This is a genomic window from Paraburkholderia sp. BR10923, assembly GCF_040948765.1.
GTDB lineage: Bacteria > Pseudomonadota > Gammaproteobacteria > Burkholderiales > Burkholderiaceae > Paraburkholderia > Paraburkholderia youngii.
Map to the genome: position 1 here is coordinate 22,257 of NZ_JBFPKO010000013.1, position 13,343 is coordinate 35,599.

At 65.0% G+C, this 13,343-nt stretch carries 13 protein-coding genes; 10 read left to right on the forward strand and 3 right to left on the reverse strand.

What is annotated here, in order from left to right:
• Positions 1-62: 62 nt before the first annotated feature.
• The 3 genes from AB3X94_RS23210 to AB3X94_RS23220 all read right to left on the reverse strand — a co-directional run bounded on the left by AB3X94_RS23210 (position 63) and on the right by AB3X94_RS23220 (position 3,063).
• The gene (locus AB3X94_RS23210) at positions 63-1,157 is read right to left on the reverse strand and encodes a tartrate dehydrogenase (RefSeq protein WP_368612835.1); all 1,095 of its coding nucleotides are present in this window, start codon (positions 1,155-1,157) and stop codon (positions 63-65) included.
• 94 nt (positions 1,158-1,251) lie between these two features.
• The gene (locus AB3X94_RS23215) at positions 1,252-2,175 is read right to left on the reverse strand and encodes a 2-hydroxyacid dehydrogenase (protein WP_368612836.1); all 924 of its coding nucleotides are present in this window, start codon (positions 2,173-2,175) and stop codon (positions 1,252-1,254) included.
• Positions 2,176-2,181: 6 nt separating this feature from the next.
• The gene (locus tag AB3X94_RS23220; protein WP_368612837.1) at positions 2,182-3,063 is read right to left on the reverse strand and encodes a GNAT family N-acetyltransferase; all 882 of its coding nucleotides are present in this window, start codon (positions 3,061-3,063) and stop codon (positions 2,182-2,184) included.
• 288 nt (positions 3,064-3,351) lie between these two features.
• Between AB3X94_RS23220 and AB3X94_RS23225 the strand changes: the two genes are divergently transcribed.
• The 10 genes from AB3X94_RS23225 to AB3X94_RS23270 all read left to right on the forward strand — a co-directional run bounded on the left by AB3X94_RS23225 (position 3,352) and on the right by AB3X94_RS23270 (position 13,334).
• On the forward strand, positions 3,352-3,966 hold the full coding sequence (locus AB3X94_RS23225) for a cupin domain-containing protein (RefSeq protein WP_176110750.1): 615 nt from the start codon (positions 3,352-3,354) through the stop codon (positions 3,964-3,966).
• A 463-nt stretch (positions 3,967-4,429) separates the two neighbouring features.
• Positions 4,430-5,923 (forward strand): aldehyde dehydrogenase, encoded by a 1,494-nt coding sequence (locus tag AB3X94_RS23230; RefSeq protein ID WP_368612838.1) that lies wholly within the window; start codon positions 4,430-4,432, stop codon positions 5,921-5,923.
• 106 nt (positions 5,924-6,029) lie between these two features.
• Positions 6,030-6,698: a haloacid dehalogenase type II gene (locus AB3X94_RS23235; protein ID WP_026228738.1), complete on the forward strand. Its 669-nt coding sequence runs from the start codon at positions 6,030-6,032 to the stop codon at positions 6,696-6,698.
• Positions 6,699-6,777: 79 nt separating this feature from the next.
• On the forward strand, positions 6,778-8,055 hold the full coding sequence (locus AB3X94_RS23240) for an NAD(P)/FAD-dependent oxidoreductase (protein WP_368612839.1): 1,278 nt from the start codon (positions 6,778-6,780) through the stop codon (positions 8,053-8,055).
• Between the two features lie 77 nt (positions 8,056-8,132).
• On the forward strand, positions 8,133-8,936 hold the full coding sequence (locus AB3X94_RS23245) for an ABC transporter substrate-binding protein (RefSeq protein ID WP_368612840.1): 804 nt from the start codon (positions 8,133-8,135) through the stop codon (positions 8,934-8,936).
• Positions 8,937-9,050: 114 nt separating this feature from the next.
• Positions 9,051-9,707 carry an amino acid ABC transporter permease gene (locus AB3X94_RS23250; RefSeq protein ID WP_368612841.1) on the forward strand — a complete coding sequence of 219 codons (657 nt, stop codon included), beginning with the start codon at positions 9,051-9,053 and terminating at the stop codon, positions 9,705-9,707.
• 18 nt (positions 9,708-9,725) lie between these two features.
• On the forward strand, positions 9,726-10,502 hold the full coding sequence (locus AB3X94_RS23255; RefSeq protein ID WP_018435684.1) for an amino acid ABC transporter ATP-binding protein: 777 nt from the start codon (positions 9,726-9,728) through the stop codon (positions 10,500-10,502).
• Entirely contained in the window at positions 10,499-10,810 is a 312-nt protein-coding gene (locus AB3X94_RS23260) for a (2Fe-2S)-binding protein (RefSeq protein WP_368612842.1), read from the forward strand. The genes AB3X94_RS23255 and AB3X94_RS23260 overlap by 4 nt, the downstream gene beginning before the upstream one ends.
• Positions 10,789-12,165: an FAD-dependent oxidoreductase gene (locus tag AB3X94_RS23265; RefSeq protein ID WP_368612843.1), complete on the forward strand. Its 1,377-nt coding sequence runs from the start codon at positions 10,789-10,791 to the stop codon at positions 12,163-12,165. Before AB3X94_RS23260 ends, AB3X94_RS23265 begins: the two co-directional genes overlap by 22 nt.
• The gene (locus AB3X94_RS23270) at positions 12,162-13,334 is read left to right on the forward strand and encodes an NAD(P)/FAD-dependent oxidoreductase (RefSeq protein ID WP_368612844.1); all 1,173 of its coding nucleotides are present in this window, start codon (positions 12,162-12,164) and stop codon (positions 13,332-13,334) included. The genes AB3X94_RS23265 and AB3X94_RS23270 overlap by 4 nt, the downstream gene beginning before the upstream one ends.
• Positions 13,335-13,343 lie beyond the last annotated feature (9 nt).

A 13,343-nucleotide genomic window follows, 5' to 3' on the forward strand; every position in this document is an offset into this window, starting at 1 on the left:
GAGGGCGGAGTGCCCGACACGCGCCGGGCAGCCATGCCGTCTGCGCTATTAGTGACCAGTGCCTATTGGCGACTTGCGCTGGCGACGCGCGCCGCGATCGCCGCGCCGACTTCCTTGGTCGATGCGCTGCCGCCCAGGTCGCCCGTGCGCGGGCCGTCCTTCAGCACTTGCGTAATCGCGGCGACGATGGTGTCGTGCGCATCGCGCTCGACACCGGTGCTGTTGCCGAGAAAGTCGAGCATCATCGCGGCCGACCAGATCATCGCGACCGGATTGGCGATGCCCTTGCCGGCGATGTCGGGCGCCGAACCGTGGACCGGCTCGAACAGCGACGGAAAGCGCCGGTCGGGATTCAGGTTGCCTGATGGCGCAATGCCGATCGTTCCGGTGCACGCCGGACCGAGGTCGGAGAGGATGTCGCCGAACAGGTTCGACGCGACCACCACGTCGAAACGGTCGGGGTTCAGCACGAAGCGCGCGCACAGAATGTCGATGTGCTGACGGTCCATTTTCACGTCGGGGTAGCGTGCGGCCATTTCATCGGCGCGCGCATCCCACCACGGCATGCTGATCGCGATACCGTTGCTCTTCGTCGCAACCGTGATCTTCTTCGCGCGGCGCCGCGCCAGCTCGAACGCGAACTTCATCACGCGCTCGGTGCCGTGGCGCGTGAAGATCGACTGCTGCATCACGACTTCGCGCTCGGTGCCCTCGAACATCGTGCCGCCCACCGACGAATATTCGCCTTCGGTGTTCTCGCGCACGATCATGAAGTCGATATCGCCGGGCTTGCGGTTGGCGAGCGGGCTGGGCACGCCCTCGAACAGGCGAGCGGGGCGCAGGTTCACGTACTGGTCGAATTCGCGGCGGAACTTCAGCAGCGACCCCCACAGCGAAATATGGTCGGGCACCTTGTCGGGCCAGCCGACCGCGCCGAACAGAATCGCATCGCAGCCCTGCAACTGCTGCTTCCAGTCGTCGGGCATCATCTGGCCATATTGCGCGTAGTAGTCGCACGACGCCCATTCGATATGTCGGTAGTCGATGCCGATGTCGAAGCGCTGGCAGGCGGCGTCCAGCACGCGCAGGCCTTCGGGCATCACTTCGGTGCCGATGCCGTCGCCGGGAACGACGGCAATGCGGTATTTGCGGGTCATACGTGTCTCTCCTTGCGTTGATCGCGCACTGTCTGCCGGCACCGCGCGGATCGCCAATTGGGGGTGCGTTCTGGTGTCGGACCGTGCATCGGTATCAGTAGCCGCGAGTCCGGTCGATCAGGCCGTTCATGCGCTCACCGGCGCGATGCAGACGCAGGTTTTCCAGCACCGCATCGACAGCCGATTCGGGCCGCGTCGCGCTCGCGATATGCGGCGTGATGCGCACGCGCGACTGCGTCCACAGCGGATGGTCCGCGGGCAGCGGCTCGGGGTCGGTGACGTCGAGCACCGCGCTATGAATCTGCCCGCTTTGCAGCGCGTCGAGCAGATCGCCGCTGACGAGTTGCGCTCCGCGCCCGACGTGCACGAGCGACGCGCCTCGTGGCAGCTTGTCGAATACCCGGCGGCACAGCAGCGCGCGCGTCGCGTCCGTCAGCGGCAGCAGGCAGATCAGCACGTCGGTGCGGGCCAGCATCGCATCGAGCCCCGCCTCGCCCGCGTAGCAGGCGACACCTTCGATGTCGTGCCGCGAGCGGCTCCAGCCCGCGCAGGCAAAGCCGAACAGCCGCAAACGCTCGAGTACCGCGGTGCCGAGCATGCCGAGGCCGAGCACACCGATGCGGCGCGACGCGGCGGCGCGCAGCGGCAACGGCTGCCAGGCGCGCGCCTGCTGTTGCAACGCGTAGTCGAACAGATCGCGGTGAATCGCCAGCACCGCCTCGGTCACATACTCGACCATGCCTTCGACGATGCCCGGTTCGAGCATGCGCACCACCGGCAGATGCGCCGGAATCTGCGACAGGTCCAACTGATCGACGCCTGCGCCGACCGAGAACACGACTTCGAGATTCGGCAGCGTGAGCGCGAGGTCGCCCGGCTGCCACGCGACCAGATAGCGCACGGCCGCGCGATCGCCGAGGTCCGGCCAGACGCGGAACTGGATCTCGGGCGCGAGCTGCGCGAAGCGCTCGGCCCATAGCGCTCCACGCTCCGGATCGGCCTTGTAGAGGACCGTCATCGCCGTTTATGCCATCGCCTGATTGATGATGCCGTACGCGCGCCAGGTCGCGTCGGGGGCCGCCTCGCGCGCGTCGGCCGAAGCGTTGCGCACCATCTTTTCGACCGAATCGACGCGCGTCAGGCCGAGGCTCGTCAGCCAGTCGTTGATGCCGGCGTCACCCGGCACGTCGATCCGCACGAAATCGCCGGCATGCTGCGCGAGCCAGTACGAGATCAGCGCGCGGGCGCGCAGATCGTCGGCGGAGCGTTGCGCGACGACCGGCCCGATCGAGTAGCCGCGTCCGAATGGGCGGAACAGCGAGAAACCGAGTATTTCGCCGTCGCGTTCGAGCACCACGGCTTGCGAGAATGCGAGCAGCGACGGGATCGCCGCGCTGCGCTCGAGGCCGCTCGCACGCGACGCGATTTCGATCAGGCGGGGCGTGTCCGCGGGCGTCGCCGCGCGCAGATGCTCGCCGGGCGGCGGCGCGACGGCGGCCACGCTGCCAGGCGTTCCCTGATGCTGGGTGAGTCCGCCGCAGGCGACGAAGCCCAGCTTTTCGTAAAGCGGCTTGCCGGCGACCGTTGCATGCAGGAAGGTCACGCGGTTGCCGAGTTCTTCGAGCACCAGTTCCATCAGCTTGCGGCCGATGCCGCGTCCCTGTTCGTCCGGCGACACGATCACGAGGCCCAGCGTGCCCCGGTCGGCGCCGAATTTCCAGCACAGCGCGGTGCCGATCACGGTGCCGTTGTCTTCGGCGACGAAGCCGCATCCGGCGTCGAACATGAAACGCCAGTCCTCGGCGCGGTGCGGCCAACGCACCGCAACGGAGAGGCCATGCGCGGCCGCGATGTCATCGGAGGTGAAACGGCGGTAGCCTGGTGATTTCTTCACTATTTTGGACACTGCAAACTCCTGCTGGCGGCGTGGTCAGCCTAGACTTTCGCATTCCCAGCGCCCGCTTCATAGGACGATCTTTTTGTTATTGGGGCGCGCGCGGTCGGGCTCGATTCGCGTCGGCCAGTCACCCGCAACGCAACCGCGCAGGTATTTTGTCGTTCACTACGATGGTGCTATATTCAATATAATGATGGAAATTGTACGACCGTTCGGTGTGGTGAAGTGGCTGAAGCCTCTTCGCATGCCACGGGGCGTGCCCGGCACAACAACCGTAACGTCATCGACAGGACACCCATGCAGCGAACACAGATCAACAGGAAGCGCGCGGCCGACCCGGGTCACGGCGACGTCGGCACTCGTCTGCGCGCGCTGCGCGTCGCGCAGGGGCTGTCGATCAACGAGCTGGCGATGCGCGCAGGCGTATCGGTAGGCACGGTCAGCCAGGTCGAGCGCAACAAGGCCAATCCGTCGGTGCGGATTCTCGAACGCCTGCGCCAGGCGTTGGAGGTTCCGCTCACCGCGCTGCTCGAAGAAGACGACGCGGTCTCGGACCCGGTCACCGGCGATTTCGTGCGCAAGGCGGCCGAGCGGCCGCTGTTCGAAGTCGGCACGAACGGCATGCAGAAAGAATTGTTGTCGCCGCACGGCGATCACGATTTGCAGATGATGATCATCATGCTGCCGGCCGGTTCCGGTTCGGAGGAAGTGCTGGTCGGCATCGGCGAGAAGGCGGGGCTGGTGCTGGAAGGCACCGTCGTGCTGAACGTCGGCGACCGGCGCTCCGAACTGCGCGCGGGCGACAGCTTCCAGTTCAAGAGCACGGTGCCGCACAGTGTGCGCAACGAAAGCAAGAAGACCGCGCGTTTGCTATGGATCATGAATACGCAACCGCCCGTGATTCATCTTTGATCCGTCCGTAGTTCGAGCCGCGTGCCGTGTGGCGCGCGGCTCTGTCCTTCCTCTGTTTCCTCCGATCGTTTTCCGATGCGTCGCGTCCGGTTCACCTGGACCTCGGCTGACGTCGACGCCTTTCGTTCCCTGTTGTCCTTTTCGGTTTTGCGTTGCACGAACGGGTGGACGTGACGCATGGCCTTGCTCGCCCGCCGCGCTCGCGCGGGCTTGCCGCTTGTGTGCGCCGGTGCCGCAGCGCCTTCTGCGCGGCAGGCAACGTATCGCAGCGCACAACGAACTTTTCACAAAGTTTATTTTTGACCACTAGTATTTCATTTGATGTTCATTAAAATGAACTTCATCCGATGTTCGTTCATTCGGTGGTCGCGATGGCGAACAGCAGTGCCGGGTGGTGCCCGGGAATCATCAGTGCGTTGACGCACGCGGCACCACACACTTGAACCTACTGATCAGGCCAGGCATGTCCAATCCGTCACTCGATTTCGATCCTTCAGCCGTTCCGTTGCCGCAGGGGCATTTCATTGGCGGTGCGTACTATTCGGCGGACGAGGCGCAGATCGCCGTTCACCGGCCCTCGGATGGCGCTCTGCTCGGCCATGTGCCGGATGCGTCGGACGCGACCGTCGATTACGCAGTGAGCAATGCGCTTGCCGCATGGAAGACGAGCGGCTGGGGCACGCGTTCTCCGCGTGAGCGCGCGAAGGTGCTGAGCCGCTGGGCCGAGCTGATCGATCGCGATGCGGTGAGCCTCGCCCAACTCGAGACGGTCAGCTCGACGCGCCCAGTGGCGGAAAGCTACGCGTCCGACGTGCCGTTCACCGCCGAGGCGATCCGCTTTTTCGCCGAGCTGGCCGACAAGCTCGGTGGCGATATCGCGGCGACGCGCCGCGACAGTCTCGGCTTCATTGCATCGGAGCCGTACGGCGTGATCGGTGCGATCACGCCTTGGAATTTCCCGCTGTCGATGTGTTCATGGAAGTGCGGCCCCGCACTCGCGGCGGGCAACGCGGTCGTGATGAAACCGTCGGAAATGACGCCTTATTCGACCCTGCGAATTGCGGAACTCGCGATCGAAGCCGGCATGCCGCCCGGCATCTTCAACGTAGTGAACGGCCGGGGCGCGACGGCGGGCGCCGCGCTGACGCGTCACCCGGGCATCTCGAAGATGAGCTTCACGGGTTCGACCCGCACGGGCGCCGCGATCATGAGCGACGCCGCGATGCACGGCACCAAGCCCGTCACGCTGGAACTCGGCGGCAAGAGTCCGCAACTGGTGTTCGAGCACGTGCGGGATCTCGAACATACGGCGCGCTGCGTCGCCCGCGGCTTTACGGCCAACGGCGGCCAGGCCTGCGTGGCAGGTACGCGGCTGATCGTGCACGAGCGCATCGCCGAGCCTCTGATCGCCGCGATTGAACGGCAACTGCAGCCGATCAAGCCTGGTCCGCTGTGGGACAGCCGCACCGCTTATTCGCCGATCATCAGCGCTGCCCAGGCGCGGCGCATCGAAGCGCTGGTCGAGCAGAGCCGCGAGGGCGGCGCGGAAGTGATCTTTGGCGGCGGCTTTTTCGAAGGCACCGGAGAAGGCTATTTCCACCGCCCCACACTGATCGCCAATGTGACTGCGGAGACACCCGCCGTGCGCGAGGAGCTGTTCGGCCCGGTGTTGACGGTACAGACATTCAAAGACGAGGAAGAGGGCATCGCGCTGGCCGCACATCCGATCTACGGTCTCGCGGCGGGTGTCCATAGCAGCGACATCGGCCAGGCGCTGCGGGCGATGCGCCGCATCGCGGCGGGCACGATCTGGATCAACCGCTACGGCCGCAGCGGCGACATGATCATTCCGACCGGCGGCTTCGGCCAATCCGGTATCGGCAAGGATCTCGGCCGCGAGGCAATGGTGGCCTGCATGCGGCACAAGAGTGTGCTGATCGATTTCGAAACGTTGTGAACAATCGCGCTACACCGGCTTTACACAAGCAGCAACCGCATCGATTCAACCCGAAACTGAACCCCGAGCCTGCGAACAGGTTCGCCACGACGACAGGATGTTGACCATGATCGATTTCGAACCGAAGTACATCACTTTCGACTGCTATGGCACGCTGACCAACTTCCAGATGGGCCAGACCGCGCGGCAGCTTTACGGCGACAAGCTGGACAAGGCGAAGATGGATGAGTTCGTCGAATTCTTCCGTGGCTACCGCCTCGACGAAGTATTGGGCGCATGGAAGCCCTACCGCGACGTGGTCGTGAACTCGGTGCGCCGCACCTGCGAACGCACCGGCGTGCCGTTCGACGAAGCGACCGCGCAGAAAATCTACGAAGCCGTGCCGACTTGGGGCCCGCACGCGGACGTGCCCGAAGGGCTGTCGCGACTGGCCAAAAAGTACAAGCTGGTGATCCTTTCGAACGCGTCGAACGACCAGATCCAAAGCAACGTCGACAAGCTCGGCGCGCCGTTCCACAAGGTCTACACCGCGCAGCAGGCGCAGGCATACAAGCCACTGCAGAAAGCCTTCGAGTACATGTTCTCGCAGCTGGACTGCAATCCGGAAGACGTGCTGCACGTGTCGTCGAGCTTCCGCTATGACCTGATGACCGCGTACGACATGGGCATCAAGCACAAGGCGTTCGTCAACCGTAATCACGAGCCGCTGAATCCGTACTACGGCGTCAACGAAGTGTCGGGGATTCCGCAACTGGCTTCGCTGCTCGGTCTCTGATCGATAGCTTCGGCCCTTTGACGACATCGCTTCCCGTGCGCCAGTGAGCGGCGCACCCAACCGACAGGAATGCATCACGATGAAGCTCGACTCCTACTGGCTCGACACCGCGCCACGGTTTACCGGAGGCGCCCAGAGTCCACTGCCGCAGCGGGTGGACGTGGCCGTGGTCGGCGGCGGCTTCACCGGACTGTCGGCGGCGTTGGAACTCGCCAAACGCGGCAAGTCGGTGATCGTGTTCGAGGCGGGCCGGCTCGCGGCGCAGGCATCGGGCCGTAACGGCGGCCATTGCAATACGGGCGTCGCGCAGGACTACGCCGCGTTGTCCGCGCGCATCGGCAGCGAGCGCGCGGCGGAGTTCTATCACGCGTATGCGGGCGCCGTCGAGACGGTGAAATCGATCATTGCGGAAGAGCAGATCGACTGCGATTTGCGCCACTCCGGGAAGATCAAGCTCGCGGCGAAGCCGCAGCATTTCGCGTCGCTCGCGAAGACGTACGAGGTACTGCGGCGCGAGGTCGATCCCGACGTCGAACTGGTGCCGCCCGAGCAGATTCGCAAGGAGCTCGCGTCTGACAGCTTTTTCGGCGGTCTCGTGCAGCGCAACGGCATGCAGATGCACATGGGCAAATTCGGCGTGGGTCTTGGCACGGCGGCGGCACGCCGCGGCGCGCAGATCTACGAGAACGCGCCAGTGACGGACCTGAAGCCGCTCGGCGGCAACGCGTTCGACGTGCAGTGTCCGCTCGGCACGGTCCGCGCCGGGCGCGTGCTGATCGCCACGGGCGCGTCGCAGGTAGGTCCGCTGCAATGGTTCCGGCGCCGCATCGCACCGGTCGGCAGCTTCATCGTCGCGACCGAGCCGCTCGGCAAGGACCGCCTCGATGCGTTGTTGCCGACGCGCCGCTCGTATGTGACGACGCTGAACATCGGCAACTATTTTCGGGCCACGCCCGACGAGCGTTTGCTGTTCGGCGGCCGCGCGCGCTTTGCGATGTCGAACCCGCGTTCGGACGAAAAGAGCGGGCGGATTCTGCGTGACGGGCTCGCCCGCTATTTCCCGCAACTGGCCGATGTGCGCATCGATTACTGCTGGGGCGGCCTCGTCGATATGACGGCCGACCGCCTGCCGCGCGCGGGGCAGCATGAAGGACTGTTTTATTCAATGGGCTACAGCGGTCACGGTGTGCAGATGTCCGTGCACATGGGTCGACTGATGGCCGACGTGATGTTCGGCGCCGCCGCGCGCAATCCGTGGCGAACGCTCGAATGGCCCGCGATTCCAGGACACTTCGGACGCGCGTGGTTTCTGCCGCTGGTCGGCGCGTATTACAGGTTGCAGGATGTACTGCATTGAACGGATCGACTGATCGCGACTGTCAGATGCCAGGGCAGCGCGCAGATTGAAAAACACTATTCCCAAAGGAAATCCCCATGTTGCGTTTCATGTTCCAGCCTGCTTCCGCCGTCCGTTTCAACACCGTGCAGCGCTTTGCCGCTGGCGCGGGCCTCGCGATGACGATGATGTTCGGCGCCGCCCACGCCGCCGAGACGGCGACGCTGACCGCAGGCTCGCCGCCGTCGAGCGCGCCGACTACGTTCATGAACGTGAAGACCCAGAAGATCGAAGGTCTGATGCCGGACGTCGTGAAAGAGATCGGCAAGCGCGAGGGCTTTAGCGTGTCGTACGACGCGGTGCCGTTCTCGGCGCTGATCCAGTCGGTGGTATCGGGCAAGATCGACATCATCGTGGCCGGCATGACGCCGACGCCGAAGCGCGCCGAAGTGGTCGATTTCTCGCAGCCGGTTACGGCGTTCGGCGAAGGCATCATCGTGAAGGACTCGAACAAGGCCGTCTATCGCTCGGTGCAGGACATGAAGGGCATGACGGTTGGTGCGCCGACCGGCACCGACTATGGCGATCAGTTGAAGAAGCTCGGGATCTTCACCGAAGTGAAGATGTACGACAGCCCAGCCGACATGACGCGTGACGTCGCGCTTGGCCGCATCGTCGCGGGCTTCAACGACTATCCGATCCTGAAGGCCCAGGAGGCGGCGGGCGCGATGGCGGGAACGCGGGTCGAAGATGCCTATGTGCCGATGGAAAAGTTCGACATCGCGATCGCGGTGAAGAAGGGCAACAGCGCGCTGATGGCGAAGATCAACGACGCGCTGACGAAGATGAAGGCCGACGGCACGCTCGACACGATCCTGAAGAAGTGGCACCTCACGAGCTGATTCGCTTCTCGTGACAAGAGGCGGGCCCGCCACGACGCGGGACCCGCCCTGCGATGTTCGCCGCCCAGCGGAGCGGCGGACTGAACGAATGCAAAGAGCAATGGAAGGCACGACATGCGCTGGCAAGATATAGCCGACTTTGTACCGATTCTGCTGCAAGGCGCGATGATGAGCATCATCATCACGCTGGGTTGTCTGCTGTTGAGCACCGTGCTCGGCCTGACCTGGGCGCTGTTGAAGATGTCGCGCTATCCGCACGTGGTACGCGGTGTGAGCGCGATGATCAACGTCGTGCGCGGTCTGCCGATGATCGTGCTGCTGTTCTACATCTACTTCGTGCTGCCGGATATCCACATCCAGGTGTCGGCGTTGCAGGCCAGCATCATCGGGCTGGGTTTCGGTTACTCGACTTACGTCGCGGAAATCTTCCGCGCGGGTATCGAGGCGGTCGATCCGGGCCAGCACGAAGCCGCGCAGTCGATCGGCATGGGGCGCGTGAAGACGATGGTACGGGTGATCCTGCCGCAGGCGATCAAGGTCGCGCTGCCACCGTACAGCAACACGCTCGTGATGATGCTGAAGGACTCATCGCTTGCATCGACGATCACGGTCGCCGAAATGACTCGCGAAGGCCAGTTGATCGCGTCGTCGACGTTTCAGAATCTGACGGTGTACACACTCGTCGCGCTCGGCTACCTGGCGATGAGCCTGCCGCTGATGAGCATGACCCGCAATCTGGAACGACGATTCGGTCGGCACAGGGCCAGGTAAGTGCAAAGTGAGGATGCGATGATCGAAATCACGAATGTGCACAAGAGTTTTGGCTCCGTACCTGTTCTCAAGGGCATTTCGCTCAACGTGAACCAGGGCGAAGTGGTCTGCCTGATCGGTGCGTCGGGCTCGGGAAAATCAACCCTGCTGCGCTGCATTAACGCGCTGGAGTCCTACGACGAAGGCGAAATCCGCCTGCTCGGCGAGCGCGTCGAGCAGCGCGCGCGCAACATCAACCAGTTGCGGACCCAGGTCGGCATGGTGTTTCAGCGCTTCAATCTGTTTCCGCACCGCACCGCGCTCGAGAACGTGATGGAAGGGCCCGTGCACGTCAAACGCCTTGCGCGTGCGCAAGCGCAACGCGAAGCGTCCGAACTGCTCGACAAGGTCGGGCTCGGTCACAAGCTGCACGCCTATCCTCATCAGCTTTCGGGAGGGCAGCAGCAACGGGTGGCGATTGCCCGTTCGCTCGCGATGAAGCCGAAGGCGATCCTGTTCGACGAGCCGACCTCGGCGCTCGATCCGGAACTGGTCGGCGAAGTACTGGGCGTGATGCGCACCCTTGCGCGCGAAGGCATGACGATGCTGGTCGTCACGCATGAAATGGGCTTTGCGCGTGAAGTGGCAGACCGGGTGTGCTTTCTGCACGCCGGACTCATCATCGAGGAGGGCACTGCGCAGCAGGTGCTGGGTTCGCCGCGCGAGGCGCGTACCCGCGAATTCCTGCGGCACGTGCTGAGCAATCGCAGCGACGCTCACGTGTCGCCGGACGGCATGGCGGGAGCCGCGGCATGAACGGCAGATTCGTACGCTTGGGCGAGACGGCTCGCGCCAAAGTCGAGCTGACGATCGACGGTGACACCGTCGAAGCGCTGGCCGGCGACACGTTGCTCATCGCGATGCTGTGCTCGGTGCGGCATGTGCGGCAGTCCGAATTCGGTGCTGAAAAGCGCGCCGGCTTTTGCCTGATGGGCGCGTGCCAGGATTGCTGGGTATGGACCGCGGACGGCGAGAGGCTGCGCGCCTGCACCACCGTGGTCGAAGCAGGCATGCGCGTCGTCACGACGCAACCGGAGGGCCAATGGGCGAACCTCGCATCGTAATCGTCGGCGCAGGACCCGCAGGGGTGCGCTGCGCGGAAACATTGCTGGCGGCCGGCATCCGCCCGATCGTCGTCGATGAAGGCCGGCGCGATGGCGGGCAGATCTACCGGCGCCAGCCCGACGGCTTCACGCGGCCGTACGCGAAGCTGTACGGCACTGAAGCCGCGCGCGCGGAGGACCTGCATCGCAGCTTCGAGCGACTGCGCCCGCAGATCGATTACCGTCCTCAGACGCTCGCGTGGAACGTCGCGCAAGGCAAGCTGCACATCGTGCATGAAGGACACGCGAGCGCGCTGGGCTACGACGCGCTGATCCTCTGCCCCGGCGCGACCGACCGCCTGATGCCGGTCAAAGGCTGGCAGTTCGCCGGGACCTACAGCCTCGGCGCCGCGCAGATCGCGCTGAAATCGCAGGCCTGCGCGATTGGCCGCCAGGTCGTATTCGTCGGGACCGGCCCATTGCTGTATCTGGTCGCGAACCAGTATGTGCAGGCAGGCGCCAAGGTAGCGGCAGTACTCGACACGTCGACGACCGGTGCGCGGCTGCGTGCGCTGCCCAAATTGCTGGCGCGCGTCGACGTCCTGCGCAAGGGCCGCGCGCTCGTGGCGGCGTTGAAGCGCTCGGGCGTGCGGGTAGAAAACGGCATCGAGCCGCTCGAAATTCTCGGCACGCCGGACGACGGCGTGCTTGGCGTACGCTTTCGCGATGCGCGCGGCAAGGTCGCGCAGATCGACTGCGATGCGGTGGGTCTCGGCTATCACCTGCGCCCGGAAACTCAGCTGGCCGACCTCGCGCGCTGCGCGTTCCGTTTCGATGCGCCGACGCGGCAATGGGTGCCGCAAATCGATGAACTCGGCCGTGCTACCGAAAAGGGCGTCTATATCGCCGGTGACGGTGCGCGCGTGCTCGGCGCGGATGGCGCGGAGATCGCCGGACGGCTCGCGGCCTATGCTGCGTTGAGCGATCTCGGACGTGCGGTGCCGGCCGCGACGCTCGCCACGTTGACGCGCGAACAGCGCAAAATGGATCGCTTCCGGCTCGGTCTCGCTGAAGCGTTTGCGTGGCCTGCCGGGCAGGCGGCCCGTCTGTCCGACGATACGATCGTTTGCCGGTGCGAAGGCATCACCGCGGGCGAACTGCGCCGTGTGGTGCGCGACGAAGGCGCGCAGGAAGCGAACCGCGCCAAAGCGTTCAGCCGCGTCGGCATGGGGCGCTGCCAGGGACGCTACTGCGGCCATGCGGGCGCCGAGGTGATCGCGGCGGCCGCGCACGTGCCGCTCGAGCAGGTTGGCAGGCTTCGCGGGCAGGCACCCGTGAAGCCGCTGGCCATCGCAACCGTGGAGGATACCGAATGAACCGCGCACAGGCCGATGTGCTGATCGTGGGCGGCGGGTTCATGGGTGCTTCCGCCGCATTTTTTCTGAGGCAACGGGGCCGCTCGGTGATCCTGCTCGAGCGCCAGTTCGTTGGTCAGCAGGCGAGCGGTACCAACTTCGGCAACGTGCGCCGGCAAGGGCGCTTTCTGCCGCAACTGCCGCTTGCGAACCGTTCGCGCGAAATCTGGGGGCGTCTGCCCGAACTGATCCAGCACGACGCCGAGTTTTTGATATCCGGCCATGTGCGCGTCTGTTATCGCGAAGAGCAGGCCGACCAGTTCGAAACCTACGCGAAGGAGGCCGCGCACTACGGTCTCAAGCTCGATCTGCTGCGCGGCGACGCGCTGCGCGCACGGTTTCCGTTTCTCGGTGCCGAGGTGCTGGCGGGCTCGTACTCGCAAATGGACGGGCACGCGAATCCGCGGCTCGCGGCGCCCGCGTTTGCTCGCGCGGCGGCGCGGCTCGGCGCGCAGATCGTCGAAAACTGCGATGTGGTGACAGTGGAAAAAGAGGGCGCCGAGTTTCGCGCGACGAGCGCCGACGGCCGTACCTTCCATGCCCCGGTGCTGCTGATCACCGCGGGTGCGTGGGGTAATCTGCTCTCGGAGCAGTTTGGCGAAGCGGTGCCGATCGCCGTCAACGGCCCGCAAATGGCTGTGACCGAACCCGTGCCGTATGCGATCCAGCCGGTGGTCGGCGTGTCGTCGCCGCAGATCGAGGAGGTCGTGTACTTCCGCCAGGTCGCGCGCGGCAATATCGTGATCGGCGGTTGCGCGCGTGCGCCGGCGTATCTCGACGAACGCCGTGCGAAGGTCCTGCCGCAAAGCACGTTGCTGCAGTTCAGGCAATTGCAGCGCGTCGCGCCGATGCTGCGCAGGCTGAACATCATCCGGGTATGGAGCGGCGTCGAAGGCTATATGCCCGACGACCGGCCGATCATGGGCGCGAGCGGCACGACGAGCGGCCTGTTCTATGCGTTCGGTTTTTGCGGCGCCGGGTTCCAGCTGGGGCCGGGCGTCGGCGATACGATGGCCGAACTGATCGACACGGGCGCGACCAGCACGCCGCTCGAGCCGTTCGACATCCGCCGCTTCGCGGCCAGCCGGGGTGCTTCGCCGGCGGCTCCTGTCACGTCGCGCGTTGCGTGAGCGGAGCGT